Here is a 19,872-nt window from a genome sequence, read left to right as displayed (position 1 = left end):
ACAAGACGGCGGATCGATGCCTGCCAAATTTCGATATCGTTTCCAGTGGTTGCGACGGTGCGGCAATACCCCGGCCATCAAGGTCTAAAATTCAAATTAACAACTCTGCGGCGAAATCAATCTCATTGAATAGCTGAAGTGTTTTCAATTCAGGCCCTGCCATGATGGCAATTTCGCCTGCGCAAATTCTTGCTGAATTGGAAGAGGCGGTCGCGACCTGCCCGCCCGAGCGATGTGCGCGTATCGTTTCCGGCATTGTTCACCTGCTCTCTGCCTCCGGCGACCGCCCGCACGAGCTGCTTGTCAACGTCGTCGATGGCATTCTCCTTCGTCTGACCGAACGGGTCACTCCAAAAACGCTGCTCCAGCTCAGCATAGCTATTTCCGAGCTGACAGTGGCGCCGAAGGAGACGTTGCAACGGCTGGCACGGCATGAGGATCCCGCCATTGCGAGCCCGGTACTGCTCAGATCGCAGGCACTCGCCCCGACTGATCTTGAAATGGTCGCGACGTCCGGTGGCGACCTTCACCTTCTCGCGATCTCGGCTCGAGAAAAAATCGAACCCGCCGTAACCGAGATGGTGGTGAAGCGCGGCAGCAGCACGGTCTGTCTTGCGGTCATCAAGAACCCGGGAGCCAGGTTTTCCGATGCGGCCTACGCGATACTGATTGATCGGGGCGAGCAGGACGGCGAGATTACGAAGGCGCTGGCACTCAGGCCGGGCACGCCCGACGTGATCGTGCGCAAGCTGCTCACTCCCTCATCGCGGCAGACACCGGCCGCGAAGCCGAATGACTCCTACGCGCCGCCGGGTACCGCATCGGGTCCCAAGCCCGCTCCGATCAGCTTGAAGCGCCCCTGCGCCGCCGATTACGAACGTGCAAGGCCCGAGATCGTCGCACTGAGTCGCGTCGGCAAGCTGAGCGACTCGACGGTCAACCGTTTCGCCATACGCGGCGAGATCGCCAACCTTCACATAGCGCTGTCGGTGCTCGCGGGAGTTCCGATCGAGCTCATCGAGCACGTCATGACCGCCCCCGATTGCGAAGGGCTGGTCATGGCCTGCCGAGCCTCACGACTGAACTGGCAGACGACGCTTGCCATCCTCAGCAACCGGGGCGGCATGCGGCTCTCCTTTGCAGAACGGGAGCGAGCGCAGCAGATCTTCGAAACACTTCTTTTGTCGACCAGCCAATGGACGGTTCGTTGGGGCGAAATGACGGCAAACGCCAACATCAGCGATCCGGGTCATCGTGACGCAAAAACGGGGGTGAGCCGATGAAATTCGACAGTCGCAAGGCGCTTCGCGTGCGGATGGATCACAGGCAGTCCGTCAACCTGATGGGCTCGGACGGCACATGGCGACGAAGCTGCGTCCTGCTCGACGTGTCGCAAACGGGCGCCAAGATCGAGGTGGAGGGAACGCTCGATGTCCTGCAAGCCAAGGAATTCTTCATGCTGCTGTCGTCCACGGGACTGGCGTACCGGCGGTGCGAGTTGGTCTGGATCGACGGAACCATGGCCGGTGTTCATTTTGTCACCGCTGAGAGCAGGAAGAAGACAACGAAGGGACAAAAGGCGGCCGCGCTGAGGCCGGGTGAAGCCAAGTAGGCCCTGAAGCATCGCCCAGAGCATCAAAACATAAGGGTCATTCAGCGGTGCAGAACGCGCGAACCATACCCAGCTCCGACGAATTCGCCGGAAGTCCCCGCGAGGCCCACGCGGCTCCCAGATTCGTGCATGTGCTGGCCGATTCCTCCGAGAAACTCGTAGGCGTTTGCTCGATCCTCGAAAAGCAATTCACCGTCGCGGGTGAACGACTCGACGCCGAAGCCAGGCTCCCGCAAGTGCCTTTCGCCGTGGTCATCCGCGCGGACCTGCGTGCTCTCGAAAACATCGCAGCGATCAAGAAGCGGGCAGCCAAGCTGGCAAAGGCCAAGAAGCGCATCTTTTTGGTCGAGGACACGTCCCACATCTGCATCTCGCAGGCTTACGCCCTCGGGGCGACGCTCGTCCTTCCCGGAACGACCAACAAAGCAAAACTGCTGACGGTACTGGCTGATCGCGCCGAACCAGCGGCCGCGGCGTCAGGCGATGCGTCGCAACCGGACAATGCCGTCGAAAGTGCGGCGACCACCATCGCCTCGATGTTCACCGCCGTGACACTCGGCCAGCCGATCGACATGGATGGAGCGAAAGAAGCCGGCGGAAAGATCGCCAATCGCATTGCCGAACACGGGCTATCCGAATGGCTTACCACGGTGCGGCGTCATCACGAGGGCACCTACCAGCACTGTCTGCTCGTAACCGGCGTAGCAATCGACTTCGGATTGAGCCTCGGCGTCAGGCGGAGCGATCTCGAGCGGCTCTATTCGGCCGCCATGTTCCACGACATCGGCAAGGCCCGGATTCCGCTGACGATCCTGGACAAGCCCGGGCGTCTGGATGCCGAGGAAAGGTCCCTGATCGAGACTCATCCGGCTGCGGGCTATGATTTCCTGAAGGACCACAAGGATATTTCGCCCGAGATCCTCGATGCCGTGCGGCATCATCACGAATACCTCGACGGCAGCGGCTATCCCGATGCGCTCTGCGGCGAGAGCATCAGCGACGTCGTTCGCATCCTCACGATTTCGGACATCTTCGCAGCGCTGATCGAACATCGGCACTACAAGCCGACGATGCCGCGCGAAGAGGCTTACAACATTCTGTGCGGAATGAGGGGAAAGCTGGAAAAGGCGCTCCTCACCTCGTTCAAGAACGTCGCGCTCACAAGGTGAGCGTGTGCACTCGATCAGCCTGCTAAGGGCACGAGCGTTGCGAGACGGGCCTAGTGTGTGGCCCGGTATCTGGCGCGGCGCGGAATCGACCGGCACGCCAATCCTTCCGCGAGCCGCTTCATATCCTGGCGTTTGCCGCTGCGGATCAGCCGGCCGAACTCTTCGGGTGTAAAAGGAAGACTTGGATCATCATCAACGGGGGGCCGCACTCGCGGACCAAAGAACCGTCGAACCAGGCTAGCCAGCCGCCGCATATCAATTCCCTCGCGCCAGCAACAAACCTTTCACGTCCGATATTGTTCCTCCCGCGCAATCGAGATTGCAAGAGCCGACAAGTTGTCCGCATCAAAAATTTCCTGCGGAGAATAATCTCCTCCGCCGCGGGCGGCGCACTCTCTCAGTCGGCGAAGCCGACGAACCGCACGAACTCGCCATTGCGCTCGCGATCCGAGCGCACTGCGTTCGCAGCAAATGTGTCATCCGGATATCCCATTGCGACACAGGTCATGATGACTTCATCATGCGGAATCCTGGCGACCTCGCGCACGATGTCGGAGCGCATGATACCCTGCCCGTTGATCACGGAGCCGATGCCGCGATCCCAGGCCGCGAGCACGATGCCGTAGCAGAGCGCGCCGAGATCGAAATGGCAGACGGCGCCGGGGTCGAGCACGCGGTCATAGGTCAGCACCAGCGAGACCGGCGCGTCGAATTGGCGAAAGCCACGTAACACCCAGTCCTGTCGCATCGGTTTGTCGTCGCGCGCGATCCCCATCGCGCCGAACAGTTTCTTTGCGATGTCGACCTGCCGCGTGCGATGAACGCCCTGATACTCGCCATGGCTGACGATGTCGCGGTTGACCTTGGCGCCGGCCATCATCTCTTCCATGTTGCGGCGGCGCACCTGTTCCAGCGGCGCGCCGGTGAGCACGTGGATATGCCAAGGCTGGGTGTTCATCGATGACGGCGCGCGCTTGGCCGTTTCGATGATCGCCTCGATCACGGCGCGCGGCACCGGCTCATTTTTGAAGCCACGCACGCTGCGGCGCGACTGGACCAGCGTTTCAAATTCCACCTGACGAAACCTCCCCTGCCCGTTCTTTTGCGGCATCGCAACGGAGCTCCGGTTGCCGATGCGGCGCGCAAAATCTATGCTACCCGACAAGCAAGACCAAGAACCCCTGTGAGGACCCGCCATGGCAGCGCCGCTCGATCCCGTCATCGCCCAGATCATTCCGATGCTGCCGCTGCGCGATCCCGCAACGATGACGCCACAAAGCGCCCGCGATTCCTTGCGCGCATTGGCTGCTGCACGCGCCGCGGTGCCCCCGCCACCGGTCGATACCGTGCAGGATATCAAGGTTAAGGGCGGCGCCGGTCAGCTCGATGCGCGCGTTTATCGGATCGGCTCGGGCCCCACGCCGACCGTGGTCTTCTTTCACGGCGGCGGATGGGTCGCGGGCGATCTGGAAACCCACGACAGGCAGGCGCGATGGCTGGCGATCGAGACCGGCGCGGTCGTGGTGTCCGTGGACTATCGGCGGCCGCCCGAGACGCGCTTTCCCGGCGCGTTCGAGGACGCCTTTGCCGCGGCGCGCGACGTATTCGACCGCGTCACGGAATTTGGCGGAGATCCGAAGCGGCTCGGCGTCGCCGGCGACAGCGCCGGCGGCAATCTCGCGGCGACGACTGCGATCGCCTGCCGCGATGCCGGCATCAAGCTCGCTGCACAGCTCTTGGTCTATCCCGTGACCGACGTCGTCGGTAGCTACGCCGATGCGCGGGAGAACACGCGATTTCCGTCGCGCGCAGAGAATGCGGAAGGCTATTTCCTGTCGCGCGCCGTGATGGAATGGTTTTGCGGCCACTATCTCGCCGATCCCGGCCACGCCGCGGACTGGCGGGTCTCGCCGCTGCGCGCGGCGTCGCTTGCCGGCGTCGCGCCCGCGATCGTGACGACAGCCTGGTTCGATCCGCTGCGCGACGAAGGGACGGCCTATGCACGGGCGCTGGAGGCGGCCGGCGTGCGGGTGAAGCATCACGAAGGCGCCGGCCTGATCCACGGCTATTTCGGCCTTGGTGATGCGTCCGAGGTCGCCCGCACTGAGGCGCAGCGTGCACGCACCGACTTCAAGGCACTGCTAGCCCGCGGCGTTCGAAGCGGCTAAGCGCGAGGCGCCCGCTGCGGAGCCGTATGGCCCCAGGCCTCGTCCCAATCCTGGCCGGACGCATCGACCGCCCGACCATCGGCCTCGAAGAACTTGTTGGGCACCTGGAAGATCGCAAGGATCAGTGCGCCCTCCGGGCACCAGGCGGCATGACGGCTGCCCGCCTCGCGCCAGATGAATTCGCCGGCCTTGCAGGCGATGCCCTTGGCAGGTCCCTCCTTGTCGACGAGCGCGCCTTCGATCACATAGCTCTGCTCGATGCCGACATGCTCATGATCAGGCAGCACCGCCCCCGGCGCAAAGCGCATCAGGGCTGTCATCAAACCCGTGCTGCGATCGAACAGCAACGTCTTAGCCTCGCACCCCGGAAAGCGCGTTTGCTGCCAGTCCATGATTTGGGGCTGAACGAGATGGGAATGCTGGTCGGTGGTTTGCGGGCCTGTCACGGCATCCATCGCAATGCTCCCTTCCTGCTGGAATGGGCTGAGGCTAACAGGTTTGTGGTGACCGGTCAGCGCGCAGTGCAGCACGTGCCCGGCGAGGCGATGGCAATCTCCGCACATCGGAAAAATTGAGGCGGATACCAAGAGCGAGCGCTGATCCTGCTTGATTGCGCCATGATTCCGAGTTCCAATTCGGACAGGCCATTTTGGTCTAGGGAGACACCCATCATGAAGCGGATTTTTCTGGCTGCCATCATCGCCACCTTCGCGGCCGGCTCGGCCTTCGCGGAGGACACCTGCGAGAGCAAGGCCGTGGGCAAGGACGGCAAGCCGCTCGCCGGCGCTGCCAAGACGTCGTTCCTGAAGAAGTGCAAGCAGGAGGTCTGCGCGCCCAAGGCCGTCGGCTCCGACGGCAAGCCGCTCGCCGGCGCGGCCAAGAACAGCTTCATGAAGAAGTGCGAGGTCAGCGCCTAAGGCGCGCCACGGCGACACTCTGCTCCCTCGCCCCGTACCTACGGGGAGAGGGTTGGGGTGAGGCGCTGCATCCACAATCACGGTGACAGTCGGACCAGCGGAAGGCCCCTCACCCGAATTCGATCTACGATCGAATTCGAGCTCTCCCCCGCAAGCGGGGCGAGGTAAGGCGGCGGCATCGGTTCAAGCCCGTTCAACAGTCCCTACTCCCGCTTGAAGCGGTAGTCGAAAGCGCTCCCGAGCGGCTTGATCCACCCTGCCGTCGGCGCCGGAAAATGGATCGGCAGGATCAGCGTATCGGTATCGGCGACGGAGGCGAAGAACTTTCGCCGTGACACTGCCGACTGCCTGGGATCCCAATCCGGCTTCGCCGACCAGTCCGGCTCGCGGCACTGGATCTGGTGATGCATGAGGTCGCCGGCGACCACCGCGCGCTGCCCCTTCGAAAATATGTTCACGCAGCAATGGCAGGGCGAATGCCCTGGCGTCGGCGTCAGTGTGACGGTGTCGTCGAGCGCGTAGTCGTCGTCGACCAGGAGCGCCTGCCCGGCCTCGACGATCGGCAGGCAGTTGTCGCGGAAGACGGTGCCGGGCGGATTGTTGCCCTTGGCGTGCTCCGCCTCCCAGGCGGCATACTCGCCTCTGTGGAAGACATATTTCGCGTTGGGGAACGTCGGCACCCAGCGGCCGTCGCGCAGCATCGTGTTCCAGCCGGTGTGATCGATGTGGAGATGGGTACAGAAGACGTAGTCTATGTGCCCGAAGCTGATGCCGAGCGCAAACAACTCGTTGCGCCAGCGCTCCTTGCCGGGAAAGTCGAACGGCGGCGGATGACCCTTGTCCTCCCCGGTGCAGGTGTCGACCAAAATGGTGTAGCGCGGCGTGCGCACGACGAAGGTCTGGTAGGTGATGACCATCATGCCGCGCGAGGGGTCGAAGACTTCAGGCTCCATCGTCGGCAGATGGCGCTCGAACACGCCTTCGTCATAGGCCGGGAAGAAATCCTGCGGTCGCCGCCATGGCCCTTCCCGCTCGATCACCGCATCGATGGTGATGTCGCCGATCCTGAGCTGGTTCATCGTCGCGTTGCTCCCGTCTCAAGCGGTGCCGGTCTCAATGCACCCTTCCATGATGCCGTCGATCTCATCGCGCGAGAGAACGCCGATCTCGGCAACGAAGACAATCCGCGTCCGCGGCATCCCCTCGGCCCTTGTCCCGCCCGCAGCCAGCGTCGCCCGCCCGCCGGCGAGTTGGAACACCATCAGCCGCCCGGGCTGCTCGACAGTCTCGAACAATCCCTTCGCCCGCGCGATTTTTGGCGCGAGCCGGCTGATCACGGCTTGCAACCGCCGTAGCGACACCGGCTTGTCCGACGACCAGCTCATGGACTCGAACCGCTCGGCGGCCGGCCGTCTCGGCCCCGGCTCGCGCGGCGCCGGCAGGCGATCGACGTCAGGCGGAAAGAGCAGCGCAGCGGGCACGTCGCCATTGACCGCATCGACCAGGACGGCTGCAGGGCGCATCGCACGGACGGCGTCACGAAACTGCGCACAAGCAGTCGCATCGGCGAGGTCCACCTTGCTCAGCGCGATGATATCGGCGGCCCGTATCTGGGATCGCAGCAGCGCGTCGTCCAGCATGTCGACCGGCATCGCCGCATCGACCACGCACAGCACGATTTCCAGCGGCGCTTCGCGAAAGATCACGGGGTCCATCAGGTTGCGCACGACGTCCGCCGGATCGGCGACGCCGCTGGTTTCGATCACGATGACGTCGGGCTTCGGATCACGCCGAAGCAGCGCGGCGAGCGTGCGCAACAAATCGCCTTCCAGCGTGCAGCAGATGCAGCCGTTGCTGAGGCTCACGACGCCATCGGCAGCGCCCGTGATCAGCTCGGCATCGATATTGATCGCGCCGAAATCGTTGACCACGGCTGCGATCCGCCGCCCTTCGGCGTGCGCCAGGAGATGGTTCACGACCGTGGTCTTGCCCGCCCCGAGGAAGCCAGCCACGAGCAGAACCGGGACGGACACACCCTAGCCCTCGCCGGCGGGCCGGCGCACCGGTCGGCCCGGTCTTGCCGCCACATCCAGCACACCGTCCGCGATCAGCGGATGACCGCTGACGATGAGATGGCGCACGCCCTCCGACGGACGATTCATCGCCGAGAACTCCGCCCGGTCGGTCAGCGTGTTGTAGTCGAACACCACGATGTCGGCATCGGCGCCAGGTGAGAGCCTGCCCTTGGCACGCATCGCGGGCGTGCTGTGCTGGAGGATCTGGGCTGGGATCAGCGAGCATTTGCGGATGCCTTCCAGCAGCGACACCGTCCGCCGCTCCCGCACCCACTCTCGGATGAAGCGCGTGAAGCAGCCGGCCGAGCGCGGATGCGACGTGGCATCCTTGGGCAGCGGCCAGGCATCGCCGGTGTAGACGCTGCCATCGGAGAGCGTCCAGGGCATCGCGTCGGACGCAATCGCGCCGCCGGGATAGAGCACCGAGATGTCGAGGAGATCGCGATGATGCGCATTGTTCTCGAGATCCAGGATGTGCCAGAGCACCAGCGTGGAAGGTTCGGCAGCCTGCGCCGCAAGCAGCTCCTCGCGGTCGCGGAAGCGCCGGCCGTCGGCAACGCGCTGCACCGAGTCATAGCCGGTGCCGTTGCGCGCCTCGAATTCAGGGTCGCTGAAGAACGCCGCCGCGAGCACCGTCGAACCGGTGCCATAGGGGTAGGCCTCGACCGTGATCGGAAGTCCCTGCGCCTGCGCCTTGGCCACCAGCTTTGCACAACGCTCGATATCGGTCTTGCTGGAGGAGTTGAAATGGCAGATGTGCATGTGCGCGCCGGTGGCACCGGCATAGCCGATGAGGCGGATGTAGGCCTCGGCGGCGCTTTCCGGATCGATGCGGGACATGAAGGCGACGTGGGTGAAGGTCGGCACGTCATGCGTGGCCGCCAATTGGCAAACCGCTGTGAGCTCCTGCACGCCGGCGCCCGGGGCATAGGCATTGAGGATGCCGATGCCGATGCCGCCCTCGTTCAGCCCTTCGGCCAGACGATCGAGGATGCCGGCGACCTCCGCATCGCTCGCCACGTTGTCGATCCAGCGGCGATCGCGCATGGCATTGCCGAACGCCTCCAGCGAGCTCTCGGAGTTGGAGCCAGTCATCGCGCCGATGCGCGCGAAAGCCCAGTTGGCGGCGGCGCCGTAGTTCAGCACGCGTCCCTTCGCCGCCTGCTTCCGGTACCATGCCGCGACCGGCAGCACTCCGGCCTCGAGGTCGAGCGTCGTCGTCACGCCGTCGAATGCCTGCATGCGGTCGGCGGGGATCGACTGGCCATGCGCATGCAGGTCGATGAATCCGGGCGCCACGACCAGCCCGGTCGCGTCGATGGTCCGCTCGGCGCCGCCGAGGGAGGTCCCGACCGCGGCGATCCGGCCATCCATCACCGCGACGTCGCCGACGGCGTCCATCCCGCTGGCCGGATCGACCACCCGACCGCCCGTGATCACCAAGCCGCCCATCTCGCAACTCCCGCATCCCAAAAGCCGGCCCCTCCAAGCCCGCAATCAGCTCGGAAGGTGCGCAGAGGAGCGTAACGAGAGGTATCAACGCGTCAAGGCGCGCTCAGGAATGCTAGCTCCGCAATCCCGGCGCTTCCTGGCCGGTGCGGGCGACATATTCGGTGTAGCCGCCGCCATATTGGTGGATGCCTTCGGGCGTCAGCTCCAGCACGCGGTTCGACAGAGTCGCCAAGAAATGCCGGTCGTGCGAGACGAACAGCATGGTGCCCTCGAAATCCGACAGCGCCGTGATCAGCATCTCCTTGGTCGCGAGATCGAGATGGTTGGTCGGCTCGTCCAGCACGAGAAAGTTCGGCGGGTCGAACAGCATCTTCGCCATCACGAGGCGCGCCTTCTCGCCGCCCGAGAGCACCCGGCAGCGCTTCTCGACGTCGTCGCCGGAGAAGCCGAAACAACCGGCGAGCGCGCGCAGACTTCCCTGCCCCGCGGTCGGGAACGCGTCCTCGAGCGACTGGAACACGGTGCGCTCGCCGTCGAGCAGGTCCATCGCATGCTGGGCGAAATAGCCCATCTTGACGCTGCCGCCCAATGCCACCGTGCCTTGATCCGGCTCGCTCGCGCCGGCGACGAGCTTGAGCAGCGTCGACTTGCCCGCACCGTTGACGCCCATCACGCACCAGCGCTCGCGGCGGCGGATCATGAAATCGAGGCCGTCATAGATGCGCTTGGCTCCGTAGCCCTTGTGCACGTTCTTCAAGGCGACGACGTCCTCGCCCGAGCGCGGCGCCGGCGGAAAGTCGAACGCGACGCTCTGGCGGCGGCGCGGCGGCTCGACCCGCTCGATCTTGTCGAGCTTCTTCACCCGGCTCTGCACCTGCGCGGCATGAGACGCGCGCGCCTTGAAGCGCTCGATGAACTTGATCTCCTTGGCGAGCATCGCCTGCTGGCGTTCGAACTGCGCCTGCTGCTGCTTCTCATTCAGCGCACGCTGCTGCTCGTAGAACTCGTAGTCGCCGGAGTAAGTCGTGAGCGAGCCGGAATCGATCTCGACCACCTTGGAGATCACGCGGTTGATGAACTCGCGGTCGTGCGAGGTCATCAGCAGCGTGCCTTCGTAATCGTGCAGGAACTTCTCCAGCCAGATCAGGCTTTCGAGATCGAGGTGGTTACTCGGCTCGTCGAGCAGCATGACATCGGGACGCATCAGGAGAATGCGCGCGAGCGCGACGCGCATCTTCCAGCCGCCGGAGAGCGCGCCGACGTCGCCGTCCATCATCTCCTGACTGAAGCCGAGGCCGGACAGCGCTTCGCGCGCCCGTCCGTCGAGCGCGTAGCCGTCGAGCTCCTCGAAACGGTGCTGCACCTCGCCATAGCGCGCGATGATCTCGTCCATCTCGTCGGCCTTGTCCGGATCGGCCATCGCGGCCTCGAGCTCGCGCAGCTCAGCCGCGACCTCGCTCACCGGGCCCGCGCCATCCATGACCTCCGCCACGGCGCTGCGGCCGGACATTTCGCCGACATCCTGGCTGAAATAACCAATGGTGATGCCGCGATCGATCGAGACCTGTCCTTCGTCAGGCAGCTCCTGTCCCGCGATCATGCGGAACAGCGTCGTCTTGCCGGCGCCGTTCGGGCCGACAAGGCCGATCTTCTCGCCCTTGTTGAGCGCCGCGGAGGCTTCGATGAACAGGATCTGGTGGCCGGCTTGCTTGCTGACGTTGTCGAGGCGGATCATGGGGTTTTTGGGGGATTTTTGTTGCAGCGTAATAGGCCATGCCGGCCGCCAGGGGAAGCCCCGGCCGCACCCGGATTCCCCCGTCAAACGCGAAATTCCCGTAATCTGCCCCGAGGCTTACGGCTTATAGACCTCGACCGTCTGCATCATGCCCATCTCCTCATGGTTCATCATGTGGCAGTGGAGCATGAAGACGCCGGGGAAATCGAGGAAGCGGGAGCGGAACACGACCTGGCCGCCCTTGCGCTCCACGATCACGGAGTCCCGGCAACGGCCGCTCACCGGTGCCGGGCACGCAGGCGCAGGCCGGTGCGCTCGTCGAAGCCTGGGTGAAGACCGGAGCCGCCTGCCCGGCGCCGTGACGAGGCGCTGGGGCGAGTACTCGTAGACGTCAGCTTCCGAGAGAAAAGCGGAGGTCGCCCGCTCGTCACCGATGGCTGGGCGCATACGCGCCGTGATGATATTATTTCATTTGTGGGCAACGCCATCCAATGGGTTTCCCGATGTCGGTCCAGATCGGCAGACGGACATTCCTCGGCGCGTTATCCGGCGCGGCGGTCACGTGGCCGGTATGGGCGCAAGGCTTGGGAAAGGAGCGGCCGCGTGTCGCTTGGCTATCGGGATCAGCAAGCAGGTTGGCCAAGTTCTTTGCAGATGATCTCGTGGCCGGCATGCGGGACTTCGGTTATATCGAGAGCCGCGACTTCGAGTTTGTACCTCGTTACGCCGAGGGATTTCAGGATCGGCTCACGGCACTCGCCCAGGAGATCGTTGCTCTCAAACCCTCTGTAATCGTAGCTGCTGCCGTTAACGCCGCAGTTCCAGCACGCGCCGCGTCACAGGTAATCCCCATTGTCTGTCCGGCGCTGGCCGATGCCGTCCACCTCGGCTTGATCGCGAGCGAAGCAAGGCCGGGCGGCAATGTCACGGGGATCGAACCCTATGTCACCGGATTGCCGGCCAAGCAGTTGGAGGTCGCCCGCGAGGTCGTGCCAGGGGCAAGACGAATCGGTCTTCTCACCAATCTCAAGGATCCGAAAGCTCCGCCGCAGCGACAGGAATTGGCAGGGGCGGCAAAGGCGATGGGATTGGCAATCGCGGAAGCCGATATCAGCAGTCCGGTAGAAATCGAACGCGCTATGCAGGCGCTGGCAAGCCTCCAGGTCGATGCCGTCATCGTCCTGCAGACCGGGCTCTTGTTGAGTGTGGGACCGCAAATTGCCCAACTGGCCGCGACGAAACGGCTGCCGACAATTTACGGCTATCGAGAACACGTGATGGACGGCGGGCTGATCAGCTACGGCGTGGATTTGCGCTGGTGCTATCACCGAGCCGCCTATTTCGTGGACAAGATTTTGCACGGCACTCCGCCAGGCGAACTCCCGGTGGAATTTCCAACCAAAATGACCTTGTCGATCAATCTCAAAGCGGCGAAAGCGCTCGGCTTAACATTGCCGCCAACCTTGTTGAGCTTTGCCGACGAAGTGATCGAATAGAGATCCTATTGGTGCAGCGCATGAGTCCGAGTTTGGCCCAAGCCGAGCGGTATTTAAAGGATCGTGCTGTCGGCCATCGGCGGCAATCCGGACGCCGGGTTGCACTTGCCTCAACCGCCGCTTCTGACCCCAAAGCGGAATTCGGCCAGAAGCCGGGCGGCTTCTGTCGGGCTCCGTAGCGCGTAATCCCGATCACCGAGATTTCGTACGCTCATGGATGGCAGGTCGGCTTCAGATGCGGTTGTTGCCGCCAAAGCGCGGCTTCGCGTGAAGTTGCGCTCTCTCGCTACGGCGACGAAGGCAAGTCAATCACTGGCGTCGCCCCGATTGATTCATCAACCTACCTTATAAGTCCAATCATAATTTATCATCTAATCGCATGAGAGGAAACGCCTTAGGGTTTGACCTGTGTCTTTCCAGATTGCGTCCGGCCGTGATCGCTCGGAAACGCACAGGAGAATAAACAATGCAGACTCGTGCGGTTGGCAACTGCGGACTTGCGGTCTCGGCTATCGGCCTCGGCTGCATGGGCCTGAATTACCATCGCGGTCCGGCCCCGGACCGCAATGAGATGATTGCGTTCGTGCGCGCGGCAGTGGAGCGCGGTGTCACCTTCTTTGACACGGCCGAGGTCTATGGCCCGCTCACGAACGAAGAACTCGTAGGTGAGGCTTTGGAGCCATTCGGCCAGGAGGTCGTCATCGCCACCAAGTTCGGCCACGATTTAAGTCAGACGAGGCCGAGCGGCCTGGACAGCCGCCCCGAGACCATCCGAAAGGCGGTGGAAGGTTCGCTGAAACGGCTGCGCGTCGAGATGATCGATCTCTATTATCAGCACCGGGTCGATCCCGACATGCCGATCGAGGACGTCGCCGGCGCGGTGAAAGATCTCATCGTACAAGGCAAAGTCAAGCATTTTGGGCTCAGTGAGGCGGCCGCCTCGACCATCCGCCGTGCGCACGCGGTTCAGCCGGTCGCGGCGATCCAGAGTGAATACTCCCTGTGGTGGCGCGAGCCCGAAGCAGAGGTGCTGCCGGTTTGCGCGGAGCTTGGGATCGGTTTCGTCCCCTATAGCCCGCTTGGGAGGGGATTCCTCACCGGCAAGATCGACGAGACGACCACCTTCGGCGGCAACGATAACCGCACGAGCCTGCCGCGCTTCGCGCCAGAGGCTCTCAGGGCGAACCGTCCCGTGGTCGAATTACTGGAGACGATTGGAAAGCGGAAGCACGCGACGCCGGCGCAGATCGCGCTCGCCTGGCTGCTGGCGCAGAAGCCCTGGATCGTCCCGATTCCAGGCACAACGAAGCGCAACCGGCTCGATGAGAACATTGGCGCGGCCGCAGTCGAGCTCACGCCCGACGATTTGCGGCAGATCGAGGAGGCCGCCGCCAGGATCACCATACAAGGCGACCGCTATCCCCCGGCAGAATCCGTGCGCACGGAGCGCTGACGGCATGGACGCCGCAACCACTAAAGGAGATAGCGACATGAACATTTCATTCGAAGGTAAGGTCGCTCTGGTGACCGGCGCAGCTTCCGGTATCGGTCTCGCAACCGCAAGAGCTTTCGCAGAATCGGGGGCGTCTGTCGCGCTCGCGGACTGGAACGAGAATACGGCACGCGCTGCCGTCGACGAGCTCACTGCTCGAGGTCACAAAGCGATCAGCATCCGTTGCAATGTGGCCGATGATGCTGAGGTCGAAGCCATGGTCTCAAAGACGGTCGAAACTTTCGGTCGGCTCGATGCCGCCTACAACAACGCCGGCGTCCAGAATGTGCTCGCAGAAACCGCTGACACTAACCGCGAGGATTATGATCGTGTCATGGGAGTCAATCTGCGCGGCATATGGAGCTGCATGAAGTTCGAATTGCAGCAGATGCGCAAGCAGGGCAGCGGCGCCATCGTCAATTGCTCGTCTCTCGGCGGTCTCGTCGGAGGTGTAGAACGCGGGATCTATCACGCCGCCAAGCACGGTATCCATGGGTTCACTAAAAGCGCAGCGCTCGAATATGGAACGCGGGGCATCCGCGTTAATGCCGTTTGCCCGGGATTGATATGGACACCGATGGTGGACCAGATGGTGGCCGGCGGGCAAGGCGATGCGCTCAAGGCCATGGAAAAAAGCATTCCGATGGGGCGTGTCGGACGCCCCGAGGAAATCGCGAATGCGGTTCTGTGGCTATGCAGCGAGGCCGCGAGCTATGTGACCGGCCAGTCCATCTCGGTGGACGGCGGCTTCGTCATGCGTTGATCGAACTGTCGAGCAGGTGAGCCCGTCAAGTGTTTCGAAAAACATAACGCAATTCGCAACCGACGTTGACACGACATTCAGCGATCGGCTTCGTCATTGTCGCTGCGCGGCCTCGGTAAGGTCTGGCGCTGAGCGTATTGCCCTCGCGCGTCGCCTAAGTCCCGCTTTTTGGCCCAAGGCCGACATGCAGACGCATCGGCTTCAACGTCGCCTTGTAACAGCAAAAGCGGACGCGGCGACGACTATATGAGACGCCCTAGGCCCGCCGCATCAGCTTGAGCGAAGCGGCAAGGCGCAGGCTGCGCTTGCCTGCGAGGCCGCGGATCAGGAGTAGCTGCCAGGTTCACAATATAACTTTCTTCGGACCAGATTGGCGCTGTCTCGTTAGCTGCTGTCATTCTTCGGGCAATCCCGCCTTCCTAAGTCCTTCGACGATCCGCTGATACTGGGCGACAAAAACCGGATTGTCCGAATAACCCTCATTGGCCCATTTCTTCACCGTGTAATTCGGCATTAGCCTGTTCAGATCGGCCATCGCGGCACGCGCGTTATCCTTTTGCCCTTTCCAGCCATAGGCAGAGATCAGGTCAATATAGGCATACCAAAGAAGCGGATTAGCGGCGATCGACTTGCTACACCAATCGATCGCTTCGTCGTCGTGACCGAGATGCGTATGTGCGTGACAGATAAAGTATAGCCAACCGCTCAGGAGCGGGTCGCGCGGACTCAGCCGGATGGCGGTTTCGACCGGCGCGAACAACTGCTCCGCGCGCCCTGCAAATAGCTTGGTAAGGCCACCTGCCGCATAGGCGTTCGCGAGATTTCGGTCCAGATTGATAGCTGTCTCGTATTCCGCGATCGACTGCTCAAACTGTTTCCGCACCCGCAAGATCTGGCCTTTGGTATCGTGTACCAGAGCATTGTCGGGCGCGCTCAAGAGTACCTGCCTCAGCGCTTCATCAGCGCGGGCGAGGTCAGCGGCGGGGGCATCGCTAAAACGATTTGCCACATCATTCACAAGCGTGCGCGCCAGGCCGTGCAGCGCCTCCGGAGATTGCGGATTGATGCGTAGTGCCCGCTCAAACAGCATCCGCGCTTCGGCCGACTGCTGACGAGATCGCGGTCTGTTAAAGGCGGCCCAGCCTCGCATGGCAAGTTCGGCCGCATCAGGGTTGTCCGGATGCTCACGCTCTGCACGCTGGCTTTCGGCCCTGATCAGTTCCAGGTTCAGGGTCCCGGCGATGCGAGCGGTGACCTCGTTCTGCAGTTTGAAGATGTCTGTGCGATCCTTGTCGAACCGATCAGCCCAAATGTGTGCGCCGGTTTCCGCGTTGATGAGCTGCGTATTTACTCGGACTTGGTCTCCGTCCCGCCGCACGCTGCCCTCTAGAGCGTATCGCACATTCAACTCGCGGCCGACCTGTTTGATGTCTACCGCCTTCCCCTTGAAGGTAAACGCAGTGTTGCGGGCGATCACGAAGCTACCTGAGATGCGTGACAAGTCGGTCGTCAGATCGTCGGTAATCCCGTCCGCGAAGTATTCTTGATCTGGATCGCTGCTCAAGTTCGCGAAGGGCAACACAACAATCGAGAAGCGTGGCGCGGGGCTTGCGTGAGAAATCGCGGCAACGCTCTTGGCGCTGTTCGTAGCAATAGAGGCCGATGAGGGGGTGCCAGGGTTCGATCGAAACCACCAAGCGGCTACTGTGACACCGCCGACGAGTGCCAGGACGATCGCGGCGCTAGTCCAAAGAAATCTCCGTGGCGTCGACCTTGGGGCGGCAGGCGCCTCCGGAGGAGCCGGCAGACTAGCCAGAACATCGGGCTGCAAGGCGAAGACGTGCACGGGGTGAGCGATATTTTTAAGGTTCTGCTCGCCCAGATCGGCGAACTCGACGCCCACCTTGCCCCGCACTTGATCGTAGGCAGAGGACGAGACGCAAATGCCGCCTGGTTCTGCGATGCTCTCAAGCCGCGCCGCTATGTTGACGCCATCTCCAAATATGTCGTGCGGCTCGATGATCACGTCGCCGATATTGACGCCGACGCGGAAAGCAATGCGTGCCCCTTCCGCCTCGCTGATCGCAAGTTCTTTTACACGGGTCTGGAATTGTATAGCAGCTCGAACAGCTTCGACCGCGCTCGGAAATTCCGCCAAGAACCCATCGCCGGTTTTCTTCACGATCCGGCCGCCGTGTTCGGCAACCGCGGGCGTGATGCTCTCCGTGAGAAGTCCGGCCAACTTGGCGTGGGTGACCTCTTCGTTTTCGTGCATGAGTCGCGAATAGCCAGCGACGTCGGCGGCTAGGATCGCCGACAACCTGCGCTCGACCCGGCTTGGCCGCTCCTGCAACATGGCCCGCAGTCCAACTCAGTTACATTTGTACGATGGATCACGCGGCAGCGCCAACGCGCTTTGATGAGATGTCCGCCCAGGGGATCATGTCGATCGTCTGAAATGTCAGCCGCGCTGACCGACATCCGCTCCGGATGGGTGAACAGACATTTGGAAGCGGATGTCGCTTTTTTGACCTCGAAGGAGACTGTCCTGGCCGCCGTGGAAATAGTGCCAGATTAAATCGGCTTTCCACGAGGGGTCGCGGGCATGGGTGTCGGATGAGACGTTCCATGAGGAATTCGTCTTCGCGGCGAAAGGTTAGTCCCCGCTCGATTGATGACGGTTCAGCAGCGCGGTGCCAGCGCAGCTCTCTGCGGTGCCGCAAATCCGGTTCTGGGCCCTTAGCCGAAGGTGTCACTGACCATCGGCACATCGGTTCGTTGAGGTAGACCAGACGTCGTTCAGTTCGGCCATCATTGGCAACTTTTGGCCCGGACTACCAAGGGGCATTGAGCGATCGCTCCATGACGATCGTGCGTTCGTCACCATAGTAGCTGTCGCGCACGGCCTTGAACCCAAGCCGCGCGTAAAAGGGCTCGGCGGTGACCGACGAAGGGACGGTCAACGAAGAGATGTTTCGTTCACGCGCTGTGCGCTCAATCTCAGCCATCAGGAGCCTGCCAATCCCCTGTGCGTGAACATCGGGAGCCACGAAGACCGTACGGACTACGCTTCCGTCAAGGCTTGCTGTTCCAACGAGGCGGCTGTCAATCGTAGCAACAAAGACGGTGCGCTTGCCGATCAGTTGCAGCACGGCGCTCGGGCTGAAGCTACGCTCGACCCTTTCGATGATCTCGTCTGAATAGTCCTTCGCATTTGCTTCGCGCAGCGCGCGTAAAATGACCGCGCTTATTTCGTCGGCGTCGTCTTCGAGGGCTGGGCGGATCGCGCATTCCATTGATCCCTCCCACCGTTAACTCGAATGATGATCGATTGAATCGAACTTGCAGTGTCGATGCAGGCGATTCATCCGGACGTCCCTTTTCCGACTTGGCGAGAGCGATGGGGCCAGAGGTTCAAAAGCGGAAGCGGCCATGATTGGCCGCAAACCGCATTTTCCGCATATGACCATTGATCCGTTACATCACACCACGGCCCCATAGATACCGCGTGCTATCTCTAAGCGTATCGATAGCTCGTTGACCTGTGTGTAATCGATCTCGGCGCGCGTCAAGCCGATGTCCATCAGCTCCCTGTCACTCAGGTCCTGCAAGCTGGCTCGCAAGCTCTGGCGTTGGCGCCGCTCCTGAAACGCACGCCAATATCGCTGGAGCAAGGCTCGGACGCTCCGCGGCGATGCGATGGATACGTCGAGACCAAGCCCTGCGGCATCGCGCTCGGTCTCGGAACTGATGTTCGTCTGTTGGGGTGGCATCGGATGCTCCTGCTGTTGCGCCGGCAGGGAGCGTGGCCAAACAAAAGGCCCCGTCCGATGCCGGCGGGGCCTGGTGAAAAGATGTCGTCGTCGAACTCCTAGCGCGCGACTCCTTCCACGGCCCAGCCGAAGCGGGTCATGTGAATGCTGTTGAAGTTGCGCACTGATTTGTTCATCACGTGCTGATACCACGACGATCGTCTAAAATCAAGGGATGTGAGGAAGCCCGTTACATCCTGGAGGCGAGTCGCCTCGGCCCAGCGAAATTCTGTGCAGGGTAACCGATAGGTTGCCGCTGGCCTCAACGTCCGCCTTTGGCCCCAGCGAAGCGACGCGCATCTGATGGAGATCCGCCTAGTGGGGCATGGCGGACTAGATTTGCTGAGCTTGAGTTCTTTGCATTTTGTCCCGATTGCAGACATCGCCTCCGCCGGGCACGTGCAAAGAATCTCGACACAATCCTATGGTGAGCCGTTGTTGTACTACATCTACCAGTTAGGAGGTAGTTTTGGGGCTCAAAAAGATATTTTGCACACGCCGTGATCCTTAATTGCCTGGCGTTTCCTGTTCGGGCGGCCGGCATCCAGTTGCTGGAATCTCCGTCGCTCGCCGGCGCTATTTGGTATCCATGCGCAGCTAAGCCGCAGGGTGTGCCACTTGGCAGCCTCGCGGTACCCTTTACGAATTCCCTTGAAGGCGCGAAGGATTGTCCGGTCACTGGCGCAAAGCTGCCTCTGGTGGTCTTCTCCCACGGTCGCGGCGGCTGGTTCGGTCTCCATCATGACACGGCAGAGGTGTTGGCTGACGCCGGCTTTGTCGTCGCAGCCATTAGGCTGTGTACTCATAAACCGGCGGCTAAGTCCGCTTCGCTCCGATACCAACCTCCTTTGCCAACCGCGACAAATGTCGCGATGGGCCAAAAGCAGAAGAATTTAGTCGGACAAAGGCCCGCCTTCTTTGGCCGGCCTCGTCGTGCAAGAGGCAGCCTGCTCAAGTACTATTCAAGCCCGCCAGAAGGGTTTTTTGATTTCCAGAGCGATGTCGGACCAGGACAACCCGACATCATGCAAGTCGTGGTCAGTCCATTGCGCCAATTCGCGGCGCTGCCGAACCCGCTCGCGCCAAATTTGCAGTGTGCCAAACGCGCGCTTCACTGCATAAGAAAGCTCCGAGCCGCCCGGCCCCACGGTCTTCGACATCCGGGCACCATACGAGGTCGA

The 19,872-nt window shown here is 62.2% G+C and carries 19 protein-coding genes and 2 pseudogenes; 10 read left to right on the top strand and 11 right to left on the bottom strand.

Annotated features, from left to right (window positions below):
- Positions 1 to 161 precede the first annotated feature (161 nt).
- The 3 genes from MTR72_RS11030 to MTR72_RS11020 are packed head-to-tail and all read left to right on the top strand — an operon-like array spanning position 162 to position 2,781.
- A complete protein-coding gene (locus tag MTR72_RS11030) occupies positions 162 to 1,283 on the top strand; it encodes a DUF2336 domain-containing protein (RefSeq protein ID WP_280964206.1) in 1,122 nt (373 codons plus the stop codon).
- A complete protein-coding gene (locus tag MTR72_RS11025; protein ID WP_280964207.1) occupies positions 1,280 to 1,612 on the top strand; it encodes a PilZ domain-containing protein in 333 nt (110 codons plus the stop codon). Before MTR72_RS11030 ends, MTR72_RS11025 begins: the two co-directional genes overlap by 4 nt.
- A gap of 47 nt (positions 1,613 to 1,659) precedes the next feature.
- A complete protein-coding gene (locus MTR72_RS11020) occupies positions 1,660 to 2,781 on the top strand; it encodes an HD-GYP domain-containing protein (RefSeq protein WP_445819570.1) in 1,122 nt (373 codons plus the stop codon).
- Between the two features lie 397 nt (positions 2,782 to 3,178).
- Here MTR72_RS11020 and MTR72_RS11015 read toward each other — a convergent pair whose 3' ends face one another.
- Positions 3,179 to 3,856, bottom strand: coding sequence for a nitroreductase (locus MTR72_RS11015; protein ID WP_280964209.1), 678 nt, complete (start codon positions 3,854 to 3,856; stop codon positions 3,179 to 3,181).
- Positions 3,857 to 3,977: 121 nt separating this feature from the next.
- Between MTR72_RS11015 and MTR72_RS11010 the strand changes: the two genes are divergently transcribed.
- Positions 3,978 to 4,949 carry an alpha/beta hydrolase gene (locus MTR72_RS11010; RefSeq protein ID WP_280964210.1) on the top strand — a complete coding sequence of 324 codons (972 nt, stop codon included), beginning with the start codon at positions 3,978 to 3,980 and terminating at the stop codon, positions 4,947 to 4,949.
- On the opposite strand, the gene MTR72_RS11005 is transcribed toward MTR72_RS11010, so the two are convergent.
- Positions 4,946 to 5,404: a cupin domain-containing protein gene (locus tag MTR72_RS11005; protein WP_280964211.1), complete on the bottom strand. Its 459-nt coding sequence runs from the start codon at positions 5,402 to 5,404 to the stop codon at positions 4,946 to 4,948. The two genes, MTR72_RS11010 and MTR72_RS11005, sit on opposite strands and share 4 nt — an antisense overlap.
- A 216-nt stretch (positions 5,405 to 5,620) precedes the next feature.
- Between MTR72_RS11005 and MTR72_RS11000 the strand changes: the two genes are divergently transcribed.
- Entirely contained in the window at positions 5,621 to 5,866 is a 246-nt protein-coding gene (locus tag MTR72_RS11000) for a hypothetical protein (RefSeq protein WP_280964212.1), read from the top strand.
- A gap of 203 nt (positions 5,867 to 6,069) precedes the next feature.
- On the opposite strand, the gene MTR72_RS10995 is transcribed toward MTR72_RS11000, so the two are convergent.
- The 5 genes from MTR72_RS10995 to MTR72_RS10975 all read right to left on the bottom strand — a co-directional run bounded on the left by MTR72_RS10995 (position 6,070) and on the right by MTR72_RS10975 (position 11,380).
- On the bottom strand, positions 6,070 to 6,945 hold the full coding sequence (locus MTR72_RS10995; RefSeq protein WP_280964213.1) for an MBL fold metallo-hydrolase: 876 nt from the start codon (positions 6,943 to 6,945) through the stop codon (positions 6,070 to 6,072).
- Positions 6,946 to 6,963: 18 nt separating this feature from the next.
- Positions 6,964 to 7,899 (bottom strand): CobW family GTP-binding protein, encoded by a 936-nt coding sequence (locus MTR72_RS10990; protein ID WP_280964214.1) that lies wholly within the window; start codon positions 7,897 to 7,899, stop codon positions 6,964 to 6,966.
- A 3-nt stretch (positions 7,900 to 7,902) separates the two neighbouring features.
- Positions 7,903 to 9,393 carry an amidohydrolase family protein gene (locus tag MTR72_RS10985; protein ID WP_280964215.1) on the bottom strand — a complete coding sequence of 497 codons (1,491 nt, stop codon included), beginning with the start codon at positions 9,391 to 9,393 and terminating at the stop codon, positions 7,903 to 7,905.
- A gap of 112 nt (positions 9,394 to 9,505) precedes the next feature.
- Positions 9,506 to 11,128 (bottom strand): ABC-F family ATP-binding cassette domain-containing protein, encoded by a 1,623-nt coding sequence (locus MTR72_RS10980; protein ID WP_341510356.1) that lies wholly within the window; start codon positions 11,126 to 11,128, stop codon positions 9,506 to 9,508.
- Between the two features lie 117 nt (positions 11,129 to 11,245).
- On the bottom strand, positions 11,246 to 11,380 hold the full coding sequence (locus MTR72_RS10975) for a multicopper oxidase domain-containing protein (protein ID WP_280964216.1): 135 nt from the start codon (positions 11,378 to 11,380) through the stop codon (positions 11,246 to 11,248).
- Positions 11,381 to 11,391: 11 nt separating this feature from the next.
- On the opposite strand from MTR72_RS10975, the pseudogene MTR72_RS10970 reads away from it, so the two are divergent.
- The 4 genes and pseudogenes from MTR72_RS10970 to MTR72_RS10955 all read left to right on the top strand — a co-directional run.
- Positions 11,392 to 11,490 (top strand): annotated as a pseudogene (locus MTR72_RS10970) (Isoquinoline 1-oxidoreductase subunit); the annotation flags it as partial.
- 141 nt (positions 11,491 to 11,631) lie between these two features.
- Entirely contained in the window at positions 11,632 to 12,624 is a 993-nt protein-coding gene (locus MTR72_RS10965; RefSeq protein WP_280964217.1) for an ABC transporter substrate-binding protein, read from the top strand.
- Between the two features lie 466 nt (positions 12,625 to 13,090).
- Positions 13,091 to 14,077 (top strand): aldo/keto reductase, encoded by a 987-nt coding sequence (locus tag MTR72_RS10960; RefSeq protein ID WP_280964218.1) that lies wholly within the window; start codon positions 13,091 to 13,093, stop codon positions 14,075 to 14,077.
- 37 nt (positions 14,078 to 14,114) lie between these two features.
- Complete coding sequence (locus tag MTR72_RS10955) at positions 14,115 to 14,879, top strand: SDR family NAD(P)-dependent oxidoreductase (protein ID WP_280964219.1); 765 nt, start codon at positions 14,115 to 14,117, stop codon at positions 14,877 to 14,879.
- A gap of 394 nt (positions 14,880 to 15,273) precedes the next feature.
- Here the strand turns inward: MTR72_RS10955 and MTR72_RS10950 are convergent, their stop codons facing one another.
- From MTR72_RS10950 to MTR72_RS10940, 3 genes are all read right to left on the bottom strand, one after another.
- The gene (locus MTR72_RS10950) at positions 15,274 to 17,235 is read right to left on the bottom strand and encodes an adenylate/guanylate cyclase domain-containing protein (protein WP_280964220.1); all 1,962 of its coding nucleotides are present in this window, start codon (positions 17,233 to 17,235) and stop codon (positions 15,274 to 15,276) included.
- A gap of 478 nt (positions 17,236 to 17,713) precedes the next feature.
- The gene (locus MTR72_RS10945; protein WP_280964221.1) at positions 17,714 to 18,175 is read right to left on the bottom strand and encodes a GNAT family N-acetyltransferase; all 462 of its coding nucleotides are present in this window, start codon (positions 18,173 to 18,175) and stop codon (positions 17,714 to 17,716) included.
- A gap of 186 nt (positions 18,176 to 18,361) precedes the next feature.
- Positions 18,362 to 18,652, bottom strand: coding sequence for a DUF1127 domain-containing protein (locus MTR72_RS10940; protein ID WP_341510355.1), 291 nt, complete (start codon positions 18,650 to 18,652; stop codon positions 18,362 to 18,364).
- Between the two features lie 539 nt (positions 18,653 to 19,191).
- Here MTR72_RS10940 and MTR72_RS10935 point away from each other — a divergent pair.
- A pseudogene (locus MTR72_RS10935) lies at positions 19,192 to 19,491 on the top strand (alpha/beta hydrolase); the annotation flags it as partial.
- 162 nt (positions 19,492 to 19,653) lie between these two features.
- On the opposite strand, the gene MTR72_RS10930 reads toward MTR72_RS10935, so the two are convergent.
- Complete coding sequence (locus MTR72_RS10930; protein ID WP_280964222.1) at positions 19,654 to 19,851, bottom strand: DUF1127 domain-containing protein; 198 nt, start codon at positions 19,849 to 19,851, stop codon at positions 19,654 to 19,656.
- Positions 19,852 to 19,872: the final 21 nt, after the last annotated feature.

Source organism: Bradyrhizobium sp. ISRA442 (assembly GCF_038085055.1).
Taxonomy (GTDB): domain Bacteria; phylum Pseudomonadota; class Alphaproteobacteria; order Rhizobiales; family Xanthobacteraceae; genus Bradyrhizobium.
The sequence above is the reverse complement of the archived record's forward strand: the minus strand, read 5'-3'. Positions and strand labels throughout refer to the sequence as shown.